This window comes from Streptomyces sp. BK022, from assembly GCF_004217355.1.
Lineage (GTDB): Bacteria > Actinomycetota > Actinomycetes > Streptomycetales > Streptomycetaceae > Streptomyces > Streptomyces griseoluteus.
This window is the reverse complement of sequence record NZ_SHKU01000006.1, coordinates 331203-355268: the sequence shown is the minus strand read 5'-3', so window position 1 is coordinate 355268 and position 24066 is coordinate 331203. Positions and strand designations below refer to the sequence as shown.

Genomic DNA, 24066 nt, shown 5'->3' with positions numbered 1-24066 from the left:
TCCGGGCCTGCTCGGGGTCATACGGGACGGGCTGTGGCCCGGGTCGCACCGGGCGGACCGTGGCCGTCGTCCGGGGTGGCCGTCGCCTCAGCCGCACGGAGTCGGCCGGCAGCTCGGCCCTGCGGTGCCGCCACGGCCTCCGGCGGCGTCAGACCGCGGCGTTTCCGCCCTCGCTGCGACGGCGGCGGACGACGAAGACCGCGCCGAGGCCGAGCGCCACGGCCGCGCCACCGGCCAGGGCTATCGCGGGAAGAGCCGAGCTGGAGCCGGTCTCGGCGAGGTGGCCCTGGGGCACGACCTGGGTGTTGCCGGCGGGCTTGGTGGTGGGCAGGGGCTTGCTGCCACCCTGCGGCTTCGGGGTGGAGTCGTCGACCGGGCCGGGGGTGACGCCGGCGGCGAGGATGTCGAACTCGTAGAAGTCGTCGTCCGAGGCGTAGACGCAGTTGCCCTCGTCGTCCACGTACGAACCGATGCTGATGGCGAAGCCGGCGCCGGCGGGAGCCTTCTTGTCCACCGACAGACGCAGGTCGATGGAGAACGACTCCTTGGCCTTCACGTCGGTGTAGCCGAGGTAGCCGGCGGCGTCGTCGTCGCCGTCCACGGAGATGTCGTTCCACGTGCCCGAGGTCGGGTCCTGGTACTGCAGGGTGAGGTACTGGGTGGCGTCGGAGAAGTCGTCCTCGCCCATCGCGGCGGCGAAGACACCGAGGTCGACCCGCTTGTAGGCGTGCTTGCCCGAGTTCTTCACGTTCAGCTTGAAGCCGTGGAAACCACTGCCCGCGACGATCTTCGACGGCAGCCCGGAGAGGCTGGTGGTGAGCTCCTTATCGAGCTTCGGGTCGGTGTCGTCGCAGTCCTCCGGACCGGTGGACGCGGACGCCGACGCCGACGCCGACGCCGACGCGGAAGCGCTCGGCGAGGTGGAGGCGGAGGTGGACGCCGAGGCGGAGGTGGTGTCCTTGGCGGGCGCGGACGAGGTGGAGTCGAGGGCGGGCGGGGTGGAGGTGTCCGCCTCGGCCGGGGTGGAGGTGCCGGTGGCCGGGGTGGAGGTGACGCCGCCCTCGGGCTCGGTCTCCCCCGACGCGACCGACTCGGAGGCCGAGGGCGAGGGGCTCTCCTCCGCCTGCGCCACCGAGGCCGTCATGAGCACGACCGGAGAGAGGACGGCCGTCGCAGCAGCGAGGGCCAGGGAACGACGCAGCTTCATTACGAACCTCTGGGCAGCAGGGATCAAGGTGTGCGCATGACAGACCTGCCTGCGGCACAAAGGGTTGCCCAAAAGGTTTCGGAATCTCTACGCGAACTGTCCCAGTTCAGGGCACAGATGGGGCACCGCTGACCAATTACGGATGAGGCGGGCGGGACTCAGGGGGCAGGCGTGGCGATCGGTACGGCCTGCCCCGTGACCCTCACGGGAGTCTCGTACGGGTCCACCTCGATGGTGAGATCGCTCGGGCGGCCCATGTCCTCGCCCTGGCGGATGGTGATCGTGCTGGGGGCGGTCACCAGGCCGACGGTGCGCAGGTAGCCGCCGAACGCCGCCGCTGCCGCACCAGTGGCCGGGTCCTCGACGACACCGCCGACGGGGAAGGGGTCGCGGGCGTGGTAACTGCCGTCGTTCTCCCGCCAGACGAGGTGGACGGTCGTCCACCCGTGGGTGCGCATGACGGTGGCGAGGCCGTCGAAGTCGTAGGCCAGGTCGGCCAGTCGGGCACGGGAGGCGGCGGCGAGGATCAGGTGGTCGTTGCCCGCGGAGGCCACGTGCGGCGGCAGGGCCGGGTCCAGGTCGGTGGCCTCCCAGCGCAGGGCGGCGAGCGTGGCGGTCAGCTCGGTGGCGTCGGCCGGGCGGGAGTGGGCGGGGACGCTGGTGAGGGTGGCCCGTACGGTGCCGTCCCGGTCGGCCGTCGTCTCGACCCTGATCTCCCCCGCGGTGGTGTCGAAGTGGAGTTCACCGGTGCCGAGGCGTTCGCCGAGGGCCACCGCGGTGGCGACCGTGGCGTGACCGCAGAAGGCGACCTCGGCGAGGGGGCTGAAGTAGCGGAGGGTGAACCGGCGCCGGGCCTCGTCCCGTCCGGTGACGAAGGCGGTCTCGGAGTATCCGACCTCGGCCGCGAGGGCGAGCATGCGCTGCTCGTCGAGGCCGGTCGCGTCGAGGACGACCCCTGCGGGGTTTCCCCCCTGGGGGTCGGGGGTGAAGGCCGCGTAGCGCAGGACGTCGGGTGCCGTGGTGTGAGCCATGCCCTCATGCTGGCGCCTCCAGGCCCATCAACACCAACGATTGTTTTTTATACGAGCCATCGGCACATTCGATGGCTGGCTACTCTTCCGCCATGGAAACCCGGCTCCTCCAGACCTTCGCCACGCTGGCCAGAACGGGCAGCTTCACCGCTGCCGCGACCGAGCTGCGGCTCGCGCAGTCCACGGTGACCGTGCAGATCAAGGCGTTGGAGAAGGCGCTCGGCACGCGGTTGTTCGACCGGGTGGCCAGGGGGGCGCTGCTCACCGAGGACGGGCGGCGGCTGCTCGACACGGCCGAAGAGGTGCTGGCGGCGGAGTCCCGGCTGTTCGCGGCCGCCGCCGAGGACGGGCCCGTCACCGGGACGGTGGTGGTGGGCGCGGGCGAGACCCTGTGCTCGGCTCATCTGCCGCTCATCGTGGCCGCGTTGCGTGCGCTTCACCCCGAGGTGGAGGTCCAGCTCGAACCCCGCGGCACCTCCGCCGCACTGACCGGCCTGCGCTCCGGCCAGCTGGACATCGCCCTGCTGCTGGAGGAGCGCGTCGACCACGCGGACATCGCCGCCGAACGCATCGCCGCCCAGCCGCTGGACCTACTGTGCGCCCCGGGCCACCGGCTGGCGGACCGGGCCGAGCCCGCGACCTGGGCGGAGCTGGCCAAGGAGGACTTCTTCCTGCACGAACAGGGCTGCTCCTACAGCGACTGGCTCGCCGGCCAACTCCAGGCGGTGCCCGGCGCCCACCCCCGCATGACCCGCTTCGGCAGCATCGAGGCGGCCCGCTCCTGCGTCAGCGCGGGCCTCGGCCTGACAGTCCTCCCCCACGCGAACGCGTCCCGCGCGCTGGAGGAGGGCCGCCTGACCCTGGTCGCGGGTCCGCCCCTGCCGGACGTGCCCATCCACCTGGCCCACCACCGGCGACGGCAACCGACCCGAGCGGCACGCGCGGTGGTACAGGCGGTCGTACGACACTTCGAGCAGGCGTGACCGCCTACGGAGCCGGGCTCGGTGTTCCGCGTTCGCATTAGGCTTTCCAGGGTTCGGGGGCAGGGGCTCGGTTGTCGGAGGGGAGCGCGTCTCGTATGCCGGTGCTCAGTGTCCTGACGCCCGTTCATGACGGGGGGCACCGCTATCTGCGGGAGCTGTACGACTCGTTGTGTGCGCAGCGGTTGCCCGGCGGGTGGGCGCTGCAGTGGGTGGTGCAGGAGGACGGGGAGACGGGGCGGCCGGCCGGGGTGTTGCCGCAGGAGGCGTGGATCTCCACCGGGACCGGGCGGCACGGTGGGGCCGCGCGGGCGCGCACGCTCGGGCTGGCTCGGGTCGGCGGAGCCCTGCTGCGGTGCGTGGACGCCGATGATCTGCTGCCCGATGCCGACGCGCTGGCCCGTGACATCGAGGTGCTGGTCGCCCGGCCGGGCTACGGGTGGACCGTGGCCCCCTGTCTCGACCTGCATCCCGACGGGCGGCTCGAACCCGGACCCTACGATCCCGAGCCCGGTCCGCTGCCCGCTCGGGCCCTGCTGGACGGGGCCGCGCGCGGAACCATGCCGGTGGTCGGCACCACCCAGACCGTGCACACCGAGCTGGTCCGGCTCCTGGGCGGTTGGCCGGCGCTGCCCGCGTTCGAGGACGGCGCGCTGCTGCTGAGCTGCGAGGCGGTCAGTCCGGGCTGGATGCAGAGCGAGCCCGGCACCCTCTACCGCAAGCACCCCACCCAGCACACCGCGTCCGAGGCCTTCCGGGACCGCGCCGAGGCCCGGCTCCGCGTCCAGATCGCGGTCCAGCGGGCGGAGGCGCTGCACGCGGCGGGATGGCGCTGGCGGCCTGCCGCGCTCAAGGACTGACTCGCCTCCGTGTTTCACGTGAAACCACCCGATTGCCCCTCACATACGGCTGGACGTCCTGCTCGGCATCGGCGTGTCCGTCCGAGGTGCCGGCACCGTGGCTCGCGGGGTCCGGACGGCCTCGATGTCGGTGAGCAGCCGGCGCAGTGAGGCGCGTACGGACGGGATGTCGGGGGAGTCCAGGGGGCTCGGCAGGGGGACGCGGGCGTCCAGCGTGGCCAGGGTGCGGTGGGCGCGGTGCCAGGCGCGGGCGGTGTGGCCCTGGTGGTGGTCGGTGTAGGCGCGGGCGTAGCGGGCGAGGGCCGTCGCCCAGGCGTCGTCCCGTACGCCGGGGGAGGACAGCGCCCGGCGCGCGCTGCGCCCCGCCGCGCCCGGTGCGGTGGGCGCCTGGGCCACGGCCAGCGCCGCCAGGCTCACGGCGGGGGCCGGGCCGCCGGGGGCGAACGCCGGGACCGTGTCGGCGGCCTGCCGGAAACACTCGGCCGCGGTACGGGCGTCCCCGCGCTCCCACGCCACCACGCCCTGGACGTGCGCGACCCAGCCGATCAGCGCGTCGTCACCGGCGAGGACCGCCACCGGCCAGACCTGGCCGAGCAAGGTGCGGGCGGTGGCCGGGTCGCCGGGGGCGTGCAGCCACGCGGCGAGCCAGCGGGCGCGGGCGGTGAGGTGGTCGTCGGCGGTCGCGCGGGGCAGCAGGCGCGCCAGATGGGCGCGGCCCTCCTCACCGTGGTCGTGCACCGTCCACCAGAACCACAGGTCGGCCACCGTGGCCAGCGCCGCCGTCACCTGCGCGGCCGGTGCCTGGGGGCGGGACGCGTACTCCACCAGCGCCGTCAGCTCGGCCGCGTTGTCCCGGACGAGACGGGCCGCCTGGCGCTGGTCCCCCGCGTGCCACAGGTGCTCGGCGACCTCCGCGAGGCGGCGGTGGTGCAGTACATGGCGTTCCACAGCCACCTCGAACTCACCGGCCGCGTGCAGGCGTTCGGCGCCGAAGTCGCGGGCGGCGCGGGTCATGCGGTAGCGGGGCGGGCGCAGGCCACCCGGTTCGTCCAGGGTCTCCAGCACTCCGGCGGCGGCCAGGCGGGCGAGGCAGGTCGGGACCTGGTGCGGGGCGAGACCCGCACCCGCGCACAGGTACGCCGCCGTCGGCTCGGTGAACGCCCCCCGGAAGACGCTGCTCCTGCTCCACACCGCGCGCTCCGGCCGCTCGCACAGCAGGTACGCCGCGCCGACGGCCGACCGCAGCGAGCGGTGCCTGCGCAGTGCCGGGCCGGGTGCGGCCAGCCAGCACTGGCCCTGCTCCAGCCGGTCGGCCAGCGCCCGGGCGGAGGATTCCGCCGCCAGCTGGGAGGCGGCCAGCTCCACGGCGAGGGGTACGCCCTCCAGTACGCGGCAGATCCGGGCCACGGCGGCCGACTCGGTGCCCTCCGCGCGGAAACCGGGGGCGGCGTCGCGGGCCCGCGTGAGGAACAGTTCCACCGCCGCGTCCGGGGCCAGCGGGGCCAGCCGCAGCACCCGTTCCTCACCGAGCCCGAGCGCCTGACGGCAGGTCACCAGCATCCGCACCCCGGGTACGTCCATCAGCAGCCGTTGCACCAGCCCCGCGCACTCGGTGCGCACCGCGTCGGCGTCGTCGAGCAACAGGAGCACGGACCGCCGCCCGGCCGTGCCCCGCAGCGCGGCGACCAGGTCGGTGAGGGCGGGCCGGGCCTTGGTGCGGGCGCCCCGCGCGTCCGGTACGGCCGTCGGCCGCCCACTCGCGCCCGCGCCCGTAGCCGCAGCCCGCGGCCCCAGCACCGCCTCCGACACCCGGGCGGCGAGCGCCCCCACGGCGACGGGCCCGCCCCCGCCGGGGCACCGCACATAGATCACCCGAGCCCAGGCGGGCGCGCCCTCCGCACCGTCACCTCCCTCACCGCCCACCGCGACAGCGGCCAGCGCGCTCTTCCCGATCCCCGCGGCCCCCGTCACCGTGACCAGCCGATGCCGGGCCAGCTCTTCCCTGAGGGTCCCGGTCTCCTCCGCCCGCCCGATCAGCCCGTCCGGCCCGCAACGCCGTGCTGCGGACGCCCACTCGGTGTCCTCGGCATATGCCCACACTGTTCTGCGCTCCGTAGCTCGCGGCGGTGCGGCACCCCGTGGCCGCACGCTCAGAGAGAGCAGCCAAATCGTTCCTGCACAGCGCTGCCCTCACGCAGAGTCCAACGGCCGCCCGTCACCTCGGGTGCGGAAGCGGGCCAGGGATCACACGCCGCACTGAACCCTCGTACACAGGTGCACATAGCGGTGGGCGGCCCGGATTCCGGGCCGCCCACGCGTTCAGCCTGCCGGGGGCACCTAGTAGTCGTCGTCGTCCTCGTCCGGCCTCTTCCGCTTGTCGCCGCCGCTGCCCGTCTCGTCTTCCCGGTCGATCGTCCTGACCGGGCGGGTACGGCCGGGCTCGGGGAGTTCGCCCAGGTGGTTGCGGAGGTAGAGGACGTCGCCGATGAAGAGGTCGTAGAGGAAGATGCCGACCAGGCCGCCGATCAGCGGGCCCACGATGGGAATCCACCAGTAGCCGCTGAACTGGCCCGCCTCGCTGCCCGGGAAGGCGAGGCTCCCCCAGCCCGCCACCCAGGTGAACAGCCGGGGGCCGAAGTCGCGGGCCGGGTTGATGGCGTAGCCCGCGTTGGCGCCGAAGGACATGCCGATCGCGGCGACCGCGAAGCCCACGATCAGCGGGGCCAGGTTCGCCTTCACCGCCTGGTTGCGCAGGTCCAGGATGGCGACCACGAACATCACGAGGAAGCCCGCGCCGGCGATCTGGTCGATCAGCGGGCCCCAGATGCCGCCGTGGAAGTAGGGCGCCGGGAACGTGGCGAAGATGGAGAACGAGGCCAGGGTGTGGCCGTCGGTCTTGGGCCCGGGCACCGCCGCGTCGAAGGTGTCGATCGCGTTGTGGTAGACGAGGTACACCAGCGCCGCCCCGGCGAACGCGCCCACGACCTGGGCGAACCAGTACGGCAGCACCTTCAGCCAGGGGAAGCCCCGGCGTACGGCCATGGCGAGGGTGACCGCGGGGTTGAGGTGGGCGCCGCTGACGCCGCCGGCCACGTACACGCCGAAGGTCACGGCCAGCGCCCAGCCCCAGGCGACGAGCAGCCAGTCACCGGCGGCCAGGAAGATCGTCGTGGTGGTGGCGGCACGGCCGGAGCCCGGCAGCGCGGCGACCGCCATGGCGACCACACCGCAGCCGAACGAGATGAGGACGAAGGTCCCGATGAACTCCGCCATGAGCTCGCCCGCCAGACCACCCCGGTGCCGGAGCCGGGACGGCTTGATGAGCGGGGGAATGTCTACAGCAGCCATTGAGGCCCCCTAGCAGAGGAGCGGTAGGGCAAACATCCTCATATTCACCCACTCCACCCAGGCCCGCAGGGCGGGAAACCCGTCTGGCCTAAGGGCTCTCGCCGGGGCGCCCCCCAGGACCGGCGCCCCCGGCACTCCTCCTCACGGTCTGTCAGACCGCCGCGAGACGCGCCGTCTGTGCCGCCGTCACCGTACGCACCATCAGCGCCCCCGCCACGGCCGCGCCCACCACGGCCAGGTCGGCCACCAGCAGTGGCCCGATCTCCGAGTAGGCCCGGCCGATCACGGAGTCGGTGTCCTCCCCCTCGAGGAAGCCACCGAGCAGACCGGCCAGCCACAGCCCCCACCACACGTTGACCACGGCGGGCAGCCGCCGCTCCGGCGCGCTCGCCCGGTAGGCGTCGGCCACGATGCCGCGCGGGAACCAGAGGTTGACCACCGGCACCACCCAGCCCAGGTACACCCAGATCCCCGCGTACTTCGGCGGCCGCCCCGACAGCGCGCGGGCGTTGTCCCGGACCCGCCGCAGCCACATCAGGAAGGCCGCCGCGCACAGCAGGGTGAGCACGGAGCCGGCCGTGCTCACCAGGTGGTACGAGTTCTCCAGGGAGGTGAGCGGGCGGTGCACCCCGTCGCCCTGGTCCGGGAGCCCGGCGGCGGGCTCGCCCGCGCTGTACAGCCGTGCCTCCCACACCGCCCGGGCCAGCCAGCCGGCCCCGGACAGCAGGAGCGCCCCGGCGGCCAGCCGGGCGGCGGAGTCCGATGGCCGGGGGGCGGGGGGCGCGGCAGGGGTGTCGAGAGCGTCGTCCATGGTCACGGGGCTCATCCTCGCCCGCTCGGCAGGCCCGGCACCAGGGGCTTTTGAGCCCGGGAAACCGGAGAGGCCCGGACAAGAGGCCGGTGCCGCGCGGGAGAGCGCTGCGGCACCGGCCGACAGGGGGAGGCGGTGGTCAGACGACCGCACGGCCCTCCGGGTGCCAGGTCGCCAGCGCCCAGATGATGAAGAAGTCGAGGGCGATCAGGATCAGCGACCAGATGGGGGAGTACGGCAGGAACAGGAACTGCAGGATCAGGCCCAGCGAGGTGATCACGATGCCGACCACCCGCGCCCAGGACGCTCCCATCAGCACCCCGGCCCCGGTCGCCACCACGATCACACCGGCCACCAGCAGGATCCAGCCCCAGCCGGTCAGGTCGATCTTGTAGACGTAGGCGTTGATCCGGGCGTACACGTCGTCCAGGGCGATCGCCGAGATGCCCTGGAAGATGTGAAGGATGCCGTTCACCAGCATCAGCACACCCGCGAAGACCGCGCCTCCCTCGGCCAGCCCGTTGTGCTCGGACCGCGCCGACTGCGTCTGCTGGGTCATGGCCGTTACCTCCGACGTCTCGTCCCCCGTGAACCCCGGACGGGTCCGTAGGTACGACGATCCGACGCGCGGCGCCCGGCGACCACGGGGACTAGGCCGTACGGGTGACGCCCCGGCGCGGTCCGGGGCGTCTCACGCCATCCAGAAGAACACCGCCGTCATCCGCTTCTCCTCCAGCGTGCGGCCGGTGTAGGCGGTCGCGCTGTGCACCAGGTTGGCGTGGTAGAGCAGCAGCCGGTTGGCGCGGTGCGGCACGCGGACGTCCTCCTCGAAGGCGTCGGGGGCGACGAAGCGGGTACCGAGGGCGTCGACGAGGTTGTTGTGCGGGGCCTGGACGACATTGCCGCCGAGCCGCCCGCCGGGAAGGGACTGGCGGTGGAAGCTGGTGCCGCAGTGCTTCGGCACGGCGGGGTTGAGGTAGAGCACGGCCGCGTACCGGCACAGCGCGCGGGAGTCGGTGTGCGGGCGGGGCTCGCTCTCGCCCTCGCCGACCACCTGGACGCAGTTGTGGTTGAGGGTGCCGCCGCCGGGCGCCCGCTGCACCCACAGCTCCTTCGCCCCGGTCGCCCTCTTCACCAGTCGCTCCACGCGCGCCAGTTCACCGGGTTCGAGACCGGGCATCGCCCGCAGTCCGGGCCAGGTCTCCGAGGTGTACGGGTGTCCCTCGGCCCAGTCCTCCTTGGCGAGACACCGCTCGCGCACCGCGCCGGCGTCGGGCAGCGCGTCGTCCAGCACCCAGTAGTCGCGGCCCTCGGTGGGCCTGCGGTAGGGCAGGACGGGCAGGGCCGAGGGCGTCCGTGGCGGTGACTGTGGGGGCATGCGGCGAAATCTAGGCCGCTGACCTGGGCCGCTTCGCCCGAGGAGAGGTCAACCTTTGGCCAACGTCCGCTCATACACTGGTCGTTGGCAGGCCAAGGACGCACCCGTCGCACAGCACCGGAAACCGGCGCGGAATCTTCACGGCGAAGGTCGAGACGAATCGGCTCCGCGTCCGTACTGCTGTGTGTCTGAACCGCCTGTCGGCGGAAACCACGACCGGGCAGGAGGAACAGTGCGCTTTTCGCGGAACGCGACGGGAACTCTCTTCGTGGGCGGTGCCATGGCACTGACCCTCGCGGCGCTGGCCTACCCGAGCATGCTCGGGCTGGACACCGTCTCCAGTTCGCAGACCCGTATCGTCGCCAACACCCAGTGGGGTCCGCTCACCGAGCAGGACCGGGACTTCGTGGTGAAGGTGCGCGCGGCCGGGCTGTGGGAGTACCCGCTCGGGCAGATCGGGCTCCAGAAGGGCTCCTCCGAAGGGGTCAAGATCGCGAGCAAGCACCTGATCGACGGGCACGCGGCGCTGGACGCCTCCTGCCGCAAGATCGCGCCGATGCTGAACATCACGATCCCCAACGTGGCGAGCCCCCAGCAGGAGGGGTTCGTGACCCAGCTCAAGGGCGAGACCGGCAAGGCGTTCGACACCGACTTCGCCAACATCCTGCGGATGACGCACGGTTCGATCTTCAACGCCATCGCGAAGATCCGGTCCACCACCAAGAACTCGCTGATCCGCTCGCTTGCCGACCAGGCCAACGACACCGTGCTCGACCACATGACGGTGATGGAGAAGACCGGCCTCGTCGACTTCGACCAGACCATCTTCAACCAGACCACCCCGCCCAAGCTGCCCTCGGACAACCTCACCCCGCCCGCGCCGGACCCCGGTCAGCCGCAGGTCGTGCTCACCCCGCCGCCGAACGCCACCTCGACCCCGCTGGCCATCCCCGGCGAACCGGGCTCGAACAGCACCCGCGAGGACCCGGCCCCGGCCGAGCCGAGCCCCACGCCGACGATCGGCTAGCCCAGCCACACCGTGGTGTCCGGCGGGAGTACGTCCGGCTCGCTCGACGGCGTGCTGGACAGCAGGAGTTCGCCCGCCGGGCGCTCCACCGGCTCCGCGGTGAGGTTGGTCAGGCAGCGCCAGCCGGGGGCGCGGGTGAAGTCCAGGACGCCGGGGGGCACGCCGGGCGTCCAGGTCAGCTCCTCGCCCTGGAGCAGTTTGCGGCGCAGCCGGAGCGCGGTGCGGTAGAGCTCCAGCGTCGAGCCCTCGGCGCCGGCCTGTGCCTCGACGGCGTACCGGGCGAACGTCTCCGGCTGCGGCAGCCAGGCCGGGCCCGGGCCGAAGCCGTACGAGGGTCCGGTCACCGTCCACGGCAGCGGTACGCGGCTGCCGTCCCGGCCCTTGCGGGTGTGCCCCGACTGTTCCCAGACCGGGTCGCGCAGCGCCTCGGGGGGCAGGTCGGCGACCTCGGGCAGGCCCAGTTCCTCGCCCTGGTAGAGGTAGGCCGAGCCGGGCAGCGCCAGCATCAGCAGGGTCGCGGCGCGGGCGCGGCGCAGTCCCGCGCCGGGGTCGGTGGCGGGGTCGGTGCCGCCCGAGCGCAGCCAGGCGTCCAGGTCGGTGCCGGGCGGCAGGACCAGGCGGGAGGCGTGCCGGACGACGTCGTGGTTGGAGAGCACCCAGGTCGCCGACGCGCCGACGGTGCGCGCCTCCGCGAGGGAGGCGGTGATGGCGCGGCGCAGTCGCTCTGCGTCCCAACCGGTCTCCAGGTACTCGAAGTTGAACGCCTGGCCCAGTTCGTCGGGGCGGGCGTACAGGGCGCGGCGGGTGTCCGGGACCCAGGCTTCGGCGACGGCCGTGCGGGGCGGGTCGTAGGCGTCCAGCAGGGTGCGCCAGTCGCGGTAGATCTCGTGGACCTCGTCCCGGTCCCAGTAGGGGTGGCTGCCGGGGGCGAGCAGGGGCAGGGCCTCCTCGCCGGTGGCGCCGATGCCCCCGACGTCCCGTAGGGGTTCGGTGAGGTCCTTGGCCAGGCCGTGGGCGACGTCCACGCGGAAGCCGTCCACGCCCCGGTCGGACCAGAAGCGCAGGGTGGTGCGGAAGTCCTCGCGGACCTCGGGGTGGGACCAGTCGAGGTCGGGCTGCTCGGGGGCGAACAGGTGGAGGTACCAGTCGCCGTCCGGGACGCGGCTCCAGGCACTGCCGCCGAACACGGACTGCCAGTCGGTGGGCGGGAGTTCGCCGTACTTTCCCCGGCCACGGCGGAAGACGTGGCGGGCGCGGGCCGCCGATCCGGGGGCGGAGAGCAGGGCCTCCTGGAACCAGGGGTGGCGGTGCGAGGTGTGGTTGGGGACCAGGTCGACGATGACCTTCAGGCCCAGGCGGTGGGCCTGACCGACCAGGGTGTCGAAGTCGTCCAGGGTGCCGAGGCGCGGGTCGACGCCCCGGTGGTCGGCGACGTCGTAGCCGCCGTCGGCCAGTTCGGAGGGGTAGAAGGGGCTGAGCCACAGGGCGTCGACACCGAGCGTGGCCAGGTGGTCCAGGCGGGCGGTGACGCCCGCGAGGTCGCCCAGGCCGTCGCCGTCGGCGTCCGCGAAGCTGCGCGGATACACCTGGTAGACGACGGCCTGCCGCCACCAGTCGGGGTTCCTGGACGAGAGGTCCGCCATGCGGGCTCCGTTCGTACGGTTCGCCTCAGGCCAGGAATCTGCCCCACTCGCCCCGAATCGGAAACGTGGCCCTCGGCAGGACACCCCCTAGGGCCGCTCCACCGTCTTCAGGTAGAGGTCGACGTACCGGGGCACGTCGACATCGAGCGCCACGTCCACCAGGGGCCGCGCGCGGGCGCCCCCGTGGATCTCGGACTCGCCCGGCCGGTGCCTGCGGTCCACGACGGTCTGGCCGCGCGCCGGGCCGGGGGCGAGGCTGACCTCGACCGGGAGCGGACGGGTGGTGAGTCCGGCCGGGTCGGCGACCGCGCACACCGCGCCCGCGTCGCCGAGGCCGCCCGCCTCCTCGTCGTCCGGGGTGGTGCCGGGGGCGCTGGGGCGGTGGGACAGCAGGTCGCCGGCGAGCTTCGCGCCGGGTTCGGTGGAGGCGCGCAGGCGGCGCACCTCGGTGCCGGGGACCACGACGCGGGTGAACACGTCCAGCCCGTACATCGTGATCGGCACGTCCGCGCCGAGCAGGATCGCGGCCGCCTCGGGGTCGTGCCAGACGTTGAACTCCGCGACCGGGGTGGCATTGCCGACGCCAACCGCACCGCCCATGAAGACGACGCGCTCGATGTTGCGCGTCACCTCCGGGTGGGTGCGCAGCAGCAGGGCGATGTTGGTCAGCGGCGCGGTGGGGATCAGGGTCACCGGGCGCGGGGAGGCGAGGATCTCGCGGCGCAGCAGGGTGACGGCGTCCACGGCGGCCGGGGCGCGGGTGGGGGCGGGCAGGCCGAGGTCGCCCATGCCGTCGCTGCCGTGGACGTGGCGGGCCGGGCGGGCGGGCTCCAGCAGCGGGCGCTCGGCGCCCCGGGCCACCGGGATGTCGGGGGCACCGGCCCGCTCCAGCACGGTGAGGGTGTTGCGGACCACGCCGTCCACGTCGGTGTTCCCGGCCACGCAGGTCACCGCGCGCAGGTCGAGGCCGGGGTGGCGGACGGCAAGGAGCAGGGCCAGGGCGTCGTCGACGCCGGTGTCGCAGTCGATGATCACGGGCACCACGGGCTGCACGGCGGCCTCCTGCCGGGCGTCGCTGCGTACGGACGCCTCGACCCTAGAGGAGCGCCCGCCCCCGGTCTCCATGCCCTCACCCGAACGGACCGTTGCGCTGGTGGGCGGTGATCGCCGGTGGTGCCGTAGGAGCAGGCAGCGGCCGGAGCGATCAGGAGGCACACCCGATGACCGGAGGCATACGTACCCGCGGCGCCCGTGTCCTCCTGCCGCTCGGCTCCCTGCTCGCGCTGAGCGGCTGCGCCACCCTCGGGCTGGAGCATCCGCCGACCGCGACGTACTCCCTGCCGACGGTCGAGAAGCCCTCGGCCACCTCCAGGGCGCCGGCCGCCGGGGACTCCGCGCTCACCGACGCGCAGGCGCAGGCCGCGCTGGTCACCGAGTCCGACCTCGGCTCGCCGTGGGCGGCGGCGGGGGGCATCGCGACCTGGCGGGACAGTCTGCTGAAGGCCACGTCGGAGGTGGCCGAGTGCCAGCGGCTGCTGGACGCGCTCTACTCCGACCAGGTCCTCGGCGCCCCCGCCCGCGTCGCCGTCGCCCTGGACGACCCCGGCACCCAGGCCCAGCTCCGCTACCAGATCGGCGCCCGCCGCCCCTCCGACGTGGACGCCGACCTGAAGTGGCTCGGCGAGATGCCGGCCAAGTGCGCCCGTTTCACCGCCACCACCCAGACCGGCTGGACCGAGGACGTCCGCATCTCCGACCTCCCCCTCCCCGAGGTCGGAGACAAGCGCCAGGGCCTGCGCGTCACCCTCACCGCCACCGACCCCGAGAACCCCGACGCCGACGAGCAGGACCTCACCCTCGAACTCGCCGCCGCCCGCGTGGGCGAGGACGCCTTCGCCCTGACCAACGGCGGCCAGGGCGACGTCCCGAACGACGCGACCCAGGCGGCGGTCCAGATCGGCGCACTGCGCCTGGCCGACGTACGGCGGCAGGGGCGGGCGCAGGTCTAGGGGGTGTCTTGTCGATCAGGCCGGATCAGGGAGCGGCGTCTGGTGCCGTGCATCGCAAGGCGGAGGAGGGAGCCGATGCGGAGCATCGGGGACCGACGACAACGCGGCGAGGTGCGGTGCCAGACGCCGCGAGCCCGGCGTGATCGACAAGACACCCCCTAGGGGCTCGCGACGGCGGGGCTAGAAGGGCGGCCCCGCCGGGGCAGGCCCCAGGGTGGTCGTGCCCGGTACGGTCCGGTGGCCCAGTCCCGTGCGGTACGCGTCCAGGGCCGCTTCCGTGCGCCCCGTGCGGCGCAGGAGGTCGCCCAGGAGGCGGCAGAGGTCGGCCAGGTCGCCCGCCGCGCCCGCGCGTTCGAGGAGGCTCAGGGCGCGTACGTAGTGCTCTTCGGCCGAGTCCGTCTCGTCCGCGTCCTCGGCGATGATGCCGAGGAGGCGGTGGGCGGCGGCCGCGTGCACGGCGCCGCGTTCGGAGGAGAAGTCGCCGAGGACGCCGTCGAGGAGGGCGGCGGCCTCGGCGGGTCTGCCCCGGCGGTGCAGGACGTCGGCCAGCTCGACCGCGGCCTGGCTGCGGTACAGGGCGGCGCGGGTCTCGGCCAGCATGTCCAGCGCCTGGCGCAGTTCACCCTCGGCGCGGTCCAGGTCGCCCGCCTGGGCGTGGACATAGCCGCGCATCCAGTGGCAGTTGGCCAGCTCGGTGCGCAGCCGGAGCTGGCGGTAGAGCCCGGCGGCCTTGGCGAGGGAGGCGTCCGCCTCGGCGTGCCGGCCCTCGGCGAGCAGCGTACGGGCCACCGAGCGGTGCATCCGGGCGATCAGCGCCGGGTCGGCGGCGCGCGGGGCGAGCGCGAGCGCGAACTCGGCGGCCTGGGCGGCGCGGGCGTGGGCGCCCATGTCCATGTAGGGGCCGATGACGGCGGTGTAGAGGTGCAGCAGGGCGTCCGGGTCGTGCAGTCCGCCCCGGTTGAGCTCGTCGAGGGCGGACTCCAGCAGGTAGACCGCGTACCGCAGTTCACCGGCCAGGTAGTGCGCCACGGCCCGGCCGCGTACGGCGGGTACCCGTACCGGGAGGGTCTCGCCGGACAGGAGTTCCTCCGCCCGCTCGAAGTGGCCGTGTGCCGAGCGGAGTTCACCGGTCTCCAGCGCGCACTCGCCGAGTCCCATGAGCGCGGCGGCCTGTTCGTGGCCGAGGCCGTGTTCCGCCGCCTCGGCCAGCAGGGCCGCGTACCGTCCGGCGGCCTCTTCGGCGCGGCCGTCCGCGAGCAGGCGCTGCGCCTCGGTGAGCCGGAGCCGGAGGGCGGTGGCGAGTCCCGCGGGGCGGCCGGAGGCCAGCTCGTCGTAGGTGACGCCGAGCCGGTCCGCGATGTGCCGCAGGGCGTCGTCGGAGGCGCGTACCCGGCCCGCCTCCAGGGTCGAGATGTAGGCGGGGGTGTAGGCGGGCTCGGCCAACTGTCGCTGTGTCATACCGCGTTCGGCGCGCAGCCGCTGCACGCGCCGTCCGACCACCTCCGGCCCGTCCCGCTCCGGCATGCCTCTGCCTCCCCAACTCCCCTGGGCCCCCTTGTCGTTGGGGTCCCGCAGCCCTAGGTTAAACGGCGGCTCAAGTCCGCTTGACCCGTCGCTGATGTTGCGAGGTAGCCGTGCCAGGTCGCACCCCCGCCGCACGCCCCCCTGCTCCCGCCCGCACCCGGCTCCGCCTCGCGGACGCCGGACCGTTCGCCAGAGGGGCCGTGGCGGCCGTGGTGGCCGTGGCCGCCCTCGTGATCGCCGGTCACGCCTGCCCGGCCCGCGCGGCGGGCGCCGCTCCCGCACCCGTCGCCCGGCACGCCCAGCCCTGATCACCCCCAACGCCCGCTCCCGCAAGGGGGTTTCTCGCCCAACCCCGAGTAAAACCCACCCCAAGCAAGGCGGCGAATCCCGCCAAACCCCGCCATAAGACCGGTTGTACGGGAGTGGAATATCTCACCGTCAACAGTTGACAGCGGACCCCGCCATTAGGGTGAGCCACGATCCGGCCGGGCCCTTCACGAAGCGCGAACCGCCTTGCCGCTGAACGGGGTTTCTTTTCGGTGGCCGGGGTCGGGGGGCCAGGGCGGAAGGGCACGGGGGATGACGGGTAGCAGCCTGCGCACGGAGGACACCGGGGCGCCGGACACCACCGGCGAGACCGTGCCGCCGCCGGGAAGGCGGCGCGGACGCGTCCTGCGCTGGACCGCCCTCGCGCTGGCCCTGCTCCTGCTCGGCACCGCCGCCGCCGGCTACCTCTACTACCGGCACCTCAACGGCAACCTCGCCAAGGCCCCGCTCAACCTCGGCGACAGCCCCAACCCCTCGGCCACCCCGGACGCGGCGGGCCGTACCCCGCTGAACATCCTGCTGATCGGCTCGGACAGCCGGAACACCGCCGACGACCTCGAACTCGGCGGCTCCCGGGGCGATGTGGGCCGCCCGCCGCTGGCGGACGTACAGATGCTGCTGCACGTCTCGGCGGACCGGAACGACATGTCGGTGATCAGCCTGCCCCGCGACACCATGGTCCCGATCCCCCGCTGCACCGACCCCGTCACCAAGAAGGTCTACCCGGAGCTGAGCCTGGCGATGGCCAACGAGTCGCTGGGCCGGGGCGGCCCCGGCTGCACGGTCGCCACCTGGATGCGGCTCACCGGCATCCCGGTGGACCACTTCATGATGGTCGACTTCTCCGGCGTGGTCGCCATGGCCGACGCCATCGGCGGCGTCCCGGTCTGCGTCGAGCAGAACGTCTACTCGCACACCGCGAGCGGCCACGGCTCCGGCCTCCGGCTCAGGGCGGGCACCCACCCGGTCAAGGGCAAGCAGGCCCTCCAGTGGCTCCGCACCCGCTACGGCTTCGAGGACGGCACCGACGTCGGCCGCACCCACGCCCAGCACATGTACATGAACTCGATGGTCCGCCAGCTCCGCGCCGACGCCACCCTCGGCAACCCCGCCGAGATGCGGCGCCTCGCGGAGGCCGCGACCAGCGCGCTCACCGTCGACGAGGGCCTCGGCACGGTCAAGAAGCTGTACGACCTCTCGATGGAGCTGCAAAAGGTGCCCACCGAGCGGATCACCATGACCACCCTGCCGACCACCCCGTGGTCGCAGGACCGCAACCGTCTGGTGCCCGCCGCCGACGACGCCGACAAGCTCGTCTCCATGGTCCGCGACGACGTCCCGCTGGACGGCCGCGGCACCAGGGACCCCGGTCCGAAGGCCACCGACCCGGCCGCGCCCCCCGCCGAGATCACCGTCCGGGTCGAGAACGGCACCGGCGCGGGCCTGGAGTCCCCCGCGCCCGGCCGCGCCGGGGAGGTCGCCGGCATCCTCCGCGACCAGGGCTTCACCCACACCGTCGAGGAGAAGACCCCCGCCGCCGAGCCGGGCACCTCCGTCCTCTACTCCGGCACCACCCTGAGAGGGGACGCCCTGGCCGTGGCCAAGGAGCTGGACATCCCCGCCGCCCGCGTCCGCGCGGTGGACGACGCCCGGGACATCACCCTCGTCGTCGGCGCCGACTGGCCCTCCGGCGACCGCTTCCCGGAACCGGCCAAGCGCGAGGTCCCGAAGTCGGCGGCCGTCCTGGGCGGTGCGAGGACGGATGCCTGCATGAAGATCCAAGAGGGCTTCACCTGGTGAGCACCGTCTGACGCCGTCAGCGGTATGACGACCAAGTGACGTCAGCCGTCCTGGAGTTGCTCCAGACGCTCCCGCACGGCATCCAGGGCGCCCTCCCGGCGTCCTGGTACGCGGGCCCGCAACTCGGCGAGTTCACGGCCCAGTTCGCGTATCCGGCCGGCGTCCTCGATGCGGCCCCACTGGTGGTGGGCGCGGTCCACCGCGGACTCCACGGCGGGGGCGTCCGGGGCGTGGCCGGAGGCGAGGCGGAAGCCGGCCACGCCGAGCCAGGCGCGGCAGCTGCGCACCGGGTCGCCCGCGAACATCGCCAGGTCGGCGCGGACCTCCGCCCAGTGCAGGGCGTCCTCGGAGGCGGGCCCGTGCCGCCGCACCGCCGCCTCCTGGTGGCGGGCGGCCAGCCGGTCGGCCTCGGCGTGCCGCCCGGCCCGGACGGCGGCGCTCAGCGCGGCGTGCGGGTCGCCCTCGTCGTCGGGGGCGGTGAGCACCAGGTTGGACCGCAGCTCGGCCGCGATCCGGTCCAGCGCCCGCCGGTGCAGCTCCGCGACCGGCGGGCGGTGCCCGCCGCGCAGCAGTGCCGCCACGGCCCGCATGTACGTCGGCTCCGCGATCCGGCGCCGGCCCGGCGGGGGCGCGATCCGGCCGTGCACGACGGCCGTACGGCCCGAGTCCAGCGGGCGCGTGGCCAGAGCGGCCCAGGTCTCGGCGTCCGTGTGCAGGTCCACCAGCAGATGGGTGGTCCCGGCCGGGCGCAGCCGCAGCTCGTCCTTGAGCCAGTGCCAGGGCAGCGCGGTGTAGCGGGCGGTGGCCGGGGTGGTGCGGGCGAGCGCGAGGTGGGGGAGCCGCTGGCGGCGGTCCAGCAGCAGCTGCCCGGCGACGTACACCGTCAGCGGGCCGGAAGCGGCGGCGGCCGCGCGCAGCCGGGTCAGCACCGCCTGCGGGTCGAGCGGGTCGGCGAGTTCGACCACGTGCGCGGTGTCGGTGCCCGCCAGCACGGACGGCGCGACCGCGCCCAGTACGGGCAGCACGGCCGCCGCGTCCACCAGCCGGCCGCGGCCCAGCGGTGCGGCCGCGAGCAGCAGCACGGTTCCGGGCATGGCGCCTCCCCCTGTGTTCGGCCGGCCGGTTACGCCGGTCAGCCAGCACCGTAACCGCTGGACGCGGGCGGGCGCGGCTCAGGACGGCGAAGGTCGCCCGGTCGTGGAGGCGGGGCCCGGGTCGGACTGCGGCTCGGGGAGCCTGCGCAGCGCGAAGACGGTGGTGTCGTCGTCCAGCCGGCCCCGGGTGTGCCGCAGCACGCCCTCGCGGACCAGGCGGACCAGCCGCCGGGGCGCGGCCCGGCCGTGGTCGGCGGCCACCGCGCGGGCCACGTCGTCCAGCAGCGGGTAGAACACGTCGGCGCGGTCGCGGGCCTCGGTCACCCCGTCCGTCACCATCAGCAGCGTCTCGTCCTCGTCCAGCCGCTCCCGGCAGGCGGGCGGTCCCGGTCCGGTGCCGGGCTCCGCGGCCCCCGTGAGGTCCCCGAAGCCGATCGGCAGCCGCTCCCCGCCGGGCAGCGGGCGCACTCCGCGCGGGCCCACGGCGAGCGGCGGCTCGTGCCCGAAGTTGATCACCTCGACGGCGTCCCGCGCGTCCTTGGGGAAGCCCAGCAGCAGCGCGGTGGCGAACCGGTCGCCGTCGTACCGGCCCAGCGCGGCGGTGTGCCCCCGGTGCCGGCACATCCGCACCTCCAGCCGGTCGGCCACGGTCACCAGGTCGGGCTCGTGGTACGCCGCCTCACGGAAGGTGCCCAGCAGGGCGGCGGCCGTCTCCACCGCGCCGAGGCCCTTGCCCTGCACGTCCCCGAGGAGCACCCGGGTGCCGTTCGGGCCGGGCTGGATGTCGTAGAAGTCACCGCCCACCCGCGCGTCCACGTCGGCGGCCAGGTAGACGCCCGCGTGCTCCAGACCGGCCCAGTTCGGCGGCAGCGGGCGCAGCACCGTACGGCGGGTGGTCTCGGCGATGTCCCGCATGTGCAGGCCCTGCCGCTCCCGGCGCATCCGCACCACGGAGGCGGTCACGGCGAGCGCGCCGCCGAACGCGAGCAGCACGAAGTCGGCGGTGCCCGCCCGGTACCGCTCGGGGAAGGCGGTGTCCACGGCCAGGTAGGTGGCCAGGGACAGCAGGGCGAAGGTGATGGTCGCGCCGACCCCGCAGATCGCGGCGGCGATGCTCGGCACCAGGATGATCCAGGAGACGACGCGGAACGTCTCCCCGGTCTGGAAGTCCACCGTCACGATGGCGGCCAGCAGCACCAGCGGCACCAGCCAGGCGGTGCCCCGGCCCGCGATCCGCCGCTGCCCGCGCCGGTCGCCGTACTCCATCTCGGTCACGAGCCCCATCTCCGTCCCGAGGCCGCGCGAAGGTCGCGGCGGGCCGCCGTCCTCGGAAAACCCAGGGGAACACGGGCCGGTTCCGGCCGCATCCGGGCCCCGTCACCCGCCCGGCCGAGTTGCCGGGCCGTCGCCGCAGGTGTGCCCTGGAAGCCGGGCCGTCACCTCAGGCCCGAAGCGGCGAGAGAAGGAGCGCTCTCATGGCTCACGCGGCACCCGCGCCCGGCACGCCGATCCGAGGCGGCCGCAAGGACGCCCCGAAGGCGATCACCCCGCCCCCCGATGTCTTCGACACCCGCACCCACCGCATGGCCAGGGTCGCGGTACCGGTGCTGCTGGCGCTGGTCTACGGCTACTGGGCGGCCGCGAACCGCCGCTCCGGCGGCCCGGTCACCGGCTGGAACCTGCTCTTCGGGTTCCTCACCGCGCTGGTCTTCGGAGTCGTGTTCTACGCCGTGCTGACCATCGCGCCCCGGCTGCGGCGCGAGCTGCACGCGCTGCTGTGGGCGGTGTTCGTCGGCGCGTCCTTCGGCTTCCTCTACAACCAGGCGGGCGCCTCGCTCGTGCGGTCGGTCGGCATTCCGCTGATCGTGGCGGCGGTGACGTTCATCGTGTTCTTCTACCGCTTCTACACCCATGAGGACGCGGCGGGTCGCCGGGTGAGGTGAGGGCGGCCGGCCGAGGGGCCCGTCCCCCGAACGCACCCCCACCGCTCGCGCCGGAGGCCCGGGGGGACTTGCCTGTAAGGCGTGCACCCCCGACTGAGGAGTGCCCTGTCGGCCGCGCTGATCGCCCTGGCCTGCCTTCTCGTGCCCTTCGGCGCACCGGCGGCCTGGGCGGCGTACACGCTCACCGACACGGGCCGGTACGTCACCACGATGGCCCCGCTCGCCGCCGACCCGGCCGTGCGGGACGCCGTCGCGGACACGGTCGGCGACGGCATCCTCCGCGAGGTCGACCAGCACGCGGACATGACACCGGTACGCGGCTCGGTCGGCCCCTTCGTCCGGGACGCGGTGCGCTCCTTCACGCACACCCGCGCCTTCCGCCTCGCCTGGGACACCGGCAACCGGGTCACCCACGACGCGGTGCTGCGCGCGCTGCGCGAGGACAGCCCGGCGGGCGGCGCCCCGCGCGCGGTCACCGTCGACCTCGCCCCGGTGACCGCCGAGGTCAAGGCCCAGCTCACCGAGGACCACATTCCGCTCGCCGCCCGCATCCCGGTGCGCCACACCGAGGTCCCGGTGCTCCCGGCGGGGGAGCTGACCCGGTACCGCAAGGGATTCCACATGCTCGAAGTCGCCGGTCTGTGGCTGCCGGTGGCAGCCGTCCTGTTCGCCGCCGCCGGCATCGCCCTGGCCGTGCGCCGCCGCCGCGCGATCGTCGCCACCGCCCTCGGCACCGCCCTGGGCGGCGCCCTCCTCGGCCTGGCCCTCACGGCAGGCCGCGCCCTCACCCTCGCCGACCTCCCCGCCGACGTCCCCCACCCGGTGGCCGCCGCCGTCTACGACACCCTCACCTCCGGCCTCCGCACGGTCTCCTGGCTCCTGCTGGTCCTCGGCCTGGCGGTGGCGCTGACGGCGTGGCTGACCCGGCGCCGGTCGGCGCGCCGGCGGGGGGAGGGGGGAGGGAAGTCCGCGGGGTCGCCCGCGCGGACCAGGGCGCGGGTCTGAGGGGCCCGGGTCCCCCGGTGGTGAGTGCCGTCAACCTTTCCGCCTGGCGGGCCGGTTGGGGGAGCCGGGGAGCACAGCGGACATAATGGGCACATGTTCCGAGAGCTGCCCAACGGCCTGGCGCCGCCCGACTGGCTGGTCCGGAACCTCCGGCCGCATCCGGCGCCGGTCAACTGGGCCGCTGTGGCGCGGGCCTCCGTGGCGATGGCGTCGCCGCTGGCCGCCGGGTTCGCGGCCGGGCAGCCGGCACTCGGGGCGCTCGCGTCGATGGGGGCGCTGAACGGGGTCATCGGCGACACCGCCGACGCGTACCGGATGCGGGTCATCACCATCGCCGTACCCCAGCTCACCGGTGCCGTCGGGGTCATCCTCGGACAGCTCGTGTTCGGGCAGGGCTGGGCGGCCGTCGCCGTGGTCACCGGGGTCGCGCTGGTCTCCGGGATGATCTCGACCATCGGCACGGTGGCCTCCGTGTCGGGACTGCTGCTCCTGCTCAACTGCGTGGTCGGCGCCGGGCTCCCGCTGCCCCACCCCTGGTGGCTGGCGCCGCTGCTGATGACCGGGGGCGGTCTGCTGGTACTGGCCCTCGCCCTGCTGGCGTGGCCCCTGCGGGCCGGGGTGCCGGAACGGGCGTCGGTGGCGAACGCCTACCGCCGGGTCGCCGACCTGCTGGACACCGCGTGCGACGAGGACCGCTACATCGGCACCCGTTTCGACGTCACCCGCGCGCTGGACCAGGCGTACGACCTGATCCTCGGACACCGCGCCCGGCACCACGGCCGCAGCGAGGAACTCACCCGGCTGCTGGCCCGGTTGAACGCCATCACCCCGCTCGTCGAGGCCGCCCCCGCCGTCCACCTCACCGGCCGTCCGCTGCCCCCCGAGATCCCCCGTGCGGTACGGGAACTCGCCGACGCCGTCGAGACCGGCGACACCGCCCGGCTGCGCCTGCCCAGGCTCCCCCTCGCCCTCACCGAGACCGAACGCGCCGTCGACCACGCCCTGCGGCACACCGCGGAGGTCGTCACCGCCCCCTCGGTGGACCCGCGCGGCATCGACGAACGCACCATCGCCCTGCACGTACGCACCGCCCGGGCCGCCCGCGACGCCGTGCTGTCCGCGGGCTCCTGGCGCTACGGGCTCCGCCTCGCCGTCTGCATCGGCATCGCGCAGTCCCTCGTCTCCCTCGTCCCGATCTCGCGCTCGTACTGGGTCGCGCTGACCATCACCTTCGTCCTCAAGCCCGACTTCGGCTCGGTCTTCTCCCGCGCCCTGCTGCGCGCGCTGGGCACCGTGGCGGGGCTGGCGATCGCCGCGGCGGTCCTGGCGGAGGTGCCGATCGGCTGGTGGGACGTACCGGTGATGATGCTGCTCGCCCCGCTCGTCCCGGCGCTCACCCCGCGCGGCTACGGCTTCCAGACCGCCGCGATCACCCCGGTGATCCTCCTGCTCTCCGACATCCTCAACCACCAGGGCACCGGCCTGCTGCTGCCCCGCCTGCTGGACTCCCTGATGGGCTGCGCGATCGCCCTGGTCGCGGGATACCTCCTCTGGCCGGAGAGCTGGCACACCCGCGTCGGCGACCGGCTCGCGGACGCGGTCGAGGACACGGCGCTGTACGTCGAGACGGCGTTCGGCACCGAGACGGACCCCGTCCGCCGCACCCGGATGCGACGCCGGCTCTACCGCGATCTGTCCACCATCCGGACGGAATTCCAGCGCGCGCTCACCGAACCGCCGCCCACCGGACGGCGCGCCGCGGCATGGTGGCCGCTGGTGGTCGCCGTGGAGCGGATCGTCGACGCGACGACCGCGGCGCGCGTCCGCGTCCACCACGGCGCACCGCCCCCGTCCGCCGCCGAGGTACACCAAGTGGTGCGCCAACTAGGTGAATTGGCGGAGGGGGTGCGGGAGGCCGACATCCTCACCGGCTTCCCCACCCACCTGACCGGCCCGGCGGGCAGCGTGCTGGAACCGGTACGACAAGAAGTGGCGGCCGCGAGAGCCATCGCCACACCGCACTGACGGGCCGCTAACCTAACGTGGCCGTCCTGGCCAGGGATCTACGGCGACAACTCA

General features: G+C 74.1%; 21 protein-coding genes. 9 read left to right on the top strand and 12 right to left on the bottom strand.

The features are described 5' to 3' along the window. Positions 1–148 precede the first annotated feature (148 nt). Positions 149–1207, bottom strand: a complete 1059-nt coding sequence (locus tag EV284_RS33425; protein WP_130338037.1) for an LAETG motif-containing sortase-dependent surface protein — start codon at positions 1205–1207, stop codon at positions 149–151. 158 nt (positions 1208–1365) lie between these two features. Next, the gene (locus tag EV284_RS25375; RefSeq protein WP_130338035.1) at positions 1366–2238 is read right to left on the bottom strand and encodes a PhzF family phenazine biosynthesis isomerase; all 873 of its coding nucleotides are present in this window, start codon (positions 2236–2238) and stop codon (positions 1366–1368) included. Positions 2239–2330: 92 nt separating this feature from the next. Between EV284_RS25375 and EV284_RS25370 the strand changes: the two genes are divergently transcribed. Then, a complete protein-coding gene (locus EV284_RS25370; protein WP_130338033.1) occupies positions 2331–3221 on the top strand; it encodes a LysR family transcriptional regulator in 891 nt (296 codons plus the stop codon). A gap of 95 nt (positions 3222–3316) precedes the next feature. Continuing rightward, positions 3317–4078 (top strand): GltA, encoded by a 762-nt coding sequence (locus EV284_RS25365; RefSeq protein WP_130338031.1) that lies wholly within the window; start codon positions 3317–3319, stop codon positions 4076–4078. A 39-nt stretch (positions 4079–4117) separates the two neighbouring features. On the opposite strand, the gene EV284_RS25360 is transcribed toward EV284_RS25365, so the two are convergent. The 5 genes from EV284_RS25360 to EV284_RS25340 all read right to left on the bottom strand — a co-directional run bounded on the left by EV284_RS25360 (position 4118) and on the right by EV284_RS25340 (position 9615). Continuing rightward, the gene (locus EV284_RS25360; RefSeq protein ID WP_130338029.1) at positions 4118–6178 is read right to left on the bottom strand and encodes a hypothetical protein; all 2061 of its coding nucleotides are present in this window, start codon (positions 6176–6178) and stop codon (positions 4118–4120) included. 237 nt (positions 6179–6415) lie between these two features. Next, positions 6416–7426, bottom strand: coding sequence for an MIP/aquaporin family protein (locus tag EV284_RS25355; protein ID WP_242625815.1), 1011 nt, complete (start codon positions 7424–7426; stop codon positions 6416–6418). A gap of 151 nt (positions 7427–7577) precedes the next feature. Next, on the bottom strand, positions 7578–8237 hold the full coding sequence (locus EV284_RS25350) for a DUF4328 domain-containing protein (RefSeq protein WP_130338453.1): 660 nt from the start codon (positions 8235–8237) through the stop codon (positions 7578–7580). Between the two features lie 139 nt (positions 8238–8376). Next, on the bottom strand, positions 8377–8796 hold the full coding sequence (locus tag EV284_RS25345) for a hypothetical protein (protein WP_130338027.1): 420 nt from the start codon (positions 8794–8796) through the stop codon (positions 8377–8379). 132 nt (positions 8797–8928) lie between these two features. After that, positions 8929–9615: a DUF6445 family protein gene (locus EV284_RS25340; protein ID WP_130338025.1), complete on the bottom strand. Its 687-nt coding sequence runs from the start codon at positions 9613–9615 to the stop codon at positions 8929–8931. Between the two features lie 268 nt (positions 9616–9883). Here EV284_RS25340 and EV284_RS25335 point away from each other — a divergent pair, with 268 nt between their 5' ends. Then, positions 9884–10642: a DUF4142 domain-containing protein gene (locus EV284_RS25335; RefSeq protein ID WP_130338451.1), complete on the top strand. Its 759-nt coding sequence runs from the start codon at positions 9884–9886 to the stop codon at positions 10640–10642. Here the strand turns inward: EV284_RS25335 and EV284_RS25330 are convergent. Both EV284_RS25330 and EV284_RS25325 read right to left on the bottom strand, forming a co-directional pair. Next, positions 10639–12285: a glycoside hydrolase family 13 protein gene (locus EV284_RS25330; protein WP_130338023.1), complete on the bottom strand. Its 1647-nt coding sequence runs from the start codon at positions 12283–12285 to the stop codon at positions 10639–10641. The two genes, EV284_RS25335 and EV284_RS25330, sit on opposite strands and share 4 nt — an antisense overlap. Positions 12286–12372: 87 nt before the next feature. Further along, a complete protein-coding gene (locus tag EV284_RS25325; RefSeq protein WP_242625834.1) occupies positions 12373–13320 on the bottom strand; it encodes a nucleoside hydrolase in 948 nt (315 codons plus the stop codon). A 185-nt stretch (positions 13321–13505) separates the two neighbouring features. Between EV284_RS25325 and EV284_RS25320 the strand changes: the two genes are divergently transcribed. Beyond that, a complete protein-coding gene (locus EV284_RS25320; protein ID WP_130338019.1) occupies positions 13506–14294 on the top strand; it encodes a hypothetical protein in 789 nt (262 codons plus the stop codon). A 180-nt stretch (positions 14295–14474) separates the two neighbouring features. Here EV284_RS25320 and EV284_RS25310 read toward each other — a convergent pair whose 3' ends face one another. After that, positions 14475–15818: a tetratricopeptide repeat protein gene (locus EV284_RS25310; RefSeq protein ID WP_130338017.1), complete on the bottom strand. Its 1344-nt coding sequence runs from the start codon at positions 15816–15818 to the stop codon at positions 14475–14477. Positions 15819–15928: 110 nt separating this feature from the next. On the opposite strand from EV284_RS25310, the gene EV284_RS25305 reads away from it, so the two are divergent. Together EV284_RS25305 and EV284_RS25300 are read left to right on the top strand one after the other, a co-directional pair. Continuing rightward, complete coding sequence (locus tag EV284_RS25305) at positions 15929–16126, top strand: hypothetical protein (RefSeq protein ID WP_130338015.1); 198 nt, start codon at positions 15929–15931, stop codon at positions 16124–16126. A 271-nt stretch (positions 16127–16397) separates the two neighbouring features. Beyond that, a complete protein-coding gene (locus tag EV284_RS25300) occupies positions 16398–17945 on the top strand; it encodes an LCP family protein (RefSeq protein ID WP_207229132.1) in 1548 nt (515 codons plus the stop codon). Between the two features lie 41 nt (positions 17946–17986). Here EV284_RS25300 and EV284_RS25295 read toward each other — a convergent pair whose 3' ends face one another. Next, entirely contained in the window at positions 17987–19039 is a 1053-nt protein-coding gene (locus EV284_RS25295) for a hypothetical protein (protein WP_130338013.1), read from the bottom strand. 78 nt (positions 19040–19117) lie between these two features. Further along, positions 19118–20305 (bottom strand): PP2C family protein-serine/threonine phosphatase, encoded by a 1188-nt coding sequence (locus EV284_RS25290; protein ID WP_207229142.1) that lies wholly within the window; start codon positions 20303–20305, stop codon positions 19118–19120. A gap of 209 nt (positions 20306–20514) precedes the next feature. Between EV284_RS25290 and EV284_RS25285 the strand changes: the two genes are divergently transcribed. From EV284_RS25285 to EV284_RS25275, 3 genes are all read left to right on the top strand, one after another. After that, positions 20515–20982 carry a hypothetical protein gene (locus EV284_RS25285; RefSeq protein WP_207229131.1) on the top strand — a complete coding sequence of 156 codons (468 nt, stop codon included), beginning with the start codon at positions 20515–20517 and terminating at the stop codon, positions 20980–20982. An 81-nt stretch (positions 20983–21063) separates the two neighbouring features. Then, positions 21064–21987, top strand: a complete 924-nt coding sequence (locus tag EV284_RS25280; RefSeq protein ID WP_130338009.1) for a hypothetical protein — start codon at positions 21064–21066, stop codon at positions 21985–21987. A gap of 93 nt (positions 21988–22080) precedes the next feature. Then, positions 22081–24012: an FUSC family protein gene (locus EV284_RS25275; protein ID WP_130338007.1), complete on the top strand. Its 1932-nt coding sequence runs from the start codon at positions 22081–22083 to the stop codon at positions 24010–24012. Positions 24013–24066: the final 54 nt, after the last annotated feature.

Coding starts and splice junctions, on each gene's coding strand:
- EV284_RS25340 (WP_130338025.1), bottom strand. CDS start 9,615: ATGCCCCCACAGTCACCGCCACGGACGCCCTCGGCCCTGCCCGTCCTG.
- EV284_RS25355 (WP_242625815.1), bottom strand. CDS start 7,426: ATGGCTGCTGTAGACATTCCCCCGCTCATCAAGCCGTCCCGGCTCCGG.
- EV284_RS25365 (WP_130338031.1), top strand. CDS start 3,317: ATGCCGGTGCTCAGTGTCCTGACGCCCGTTCATGACGGGGGGCACCGC.
- EV284_RS25345 (WP_130338027.1), bottom strand. CDS start 8,796: ATGACCCAGCAGACGCAGTCGGCGCGGTCCGAGCACAACGGGCTGGCC.
- EV284_RS25375 (WP_130338035.1), bottom strand. CDS start 2,238: ATGGCTCACACCACGGCACCCGACGTCCTGCGCTACGCGGCCTTCACC.
- EV284_RS25310 (WP_130338017.1), bottom strand. CDS start 15,818: ATGCCGGAGCGGGACGGGCCGGAGGTGGTCGGACGGCGCGTGCAGCGG.
- EV284_RS25330 (WP_130338023.1), bottom strand. CDS start 12,285: ATGGCGGACCTCTCGTCCAGGAACCCCGACTGGTGGCGGCAGGCCGTC.
- EV284_RS25295 (WP_130338013.1), bottom strand. CDS start 19,039: ATGCCCGGAACCGTGCTGCTGCTCGCGGCCGCACCGCTGGGCCGCGGC.
- EV284_RS25275 (WP_130338007.1), top strand. CDS start 22,081: ATGTTCCGAGAGCTGCCCAACGGCCTGGCGCCGCCCGACTGGCTGGTC.
- EV284_RS33425 (WP_130338037.1), bottom strand. CDS start 1,207: ATGAAGCTGCGTCGTTCCCTGGCCCTCGCTGCTGCGACGGCCGTCCTC.
- EV284_RS25300 (WP_207229132.1), top strand. CDS start 16,398: ATGACGGGTAGCAGCCTGCGCACGGAGGACACCGGGGCGCCGGACACC.
- EV284_RS25320 (WP_130338019.1), top strand. CDS start 13,506: ATGACCGGAGGCATACGTACCCGCGGCGCCCGTGTCCTCCTGCCGCTC.
- EV284_RS25290 (WP_207229142.1), bottom strand. CDS start 20,305: ATGGAGTACGGCGACCGGCGCGGGCAGCGGCGGATCGCGGGCCGGGGC.
- EV284_RS25370 (WP_130338033.1), top strand. CDS start 2,331: ATGGAAACCCGGCTCCTCCAGACCTTCGCCACGCTGGCCAGAACGGGC.
- EV284_RS25350 (WP_130338453.1), bottom strand. CDS start 8,237: ATGGACGACGCTCTCGACACCCCTGCCGCGCCCCCCGCCCCCCGGCCA.
- EV284_RS25285 (WP_207229131.1), top strand. CDS start 20,515: ATGGCTCACGCGGCACCCGCGCCCGGCACGCCGATCCGAGGCGGCCGC.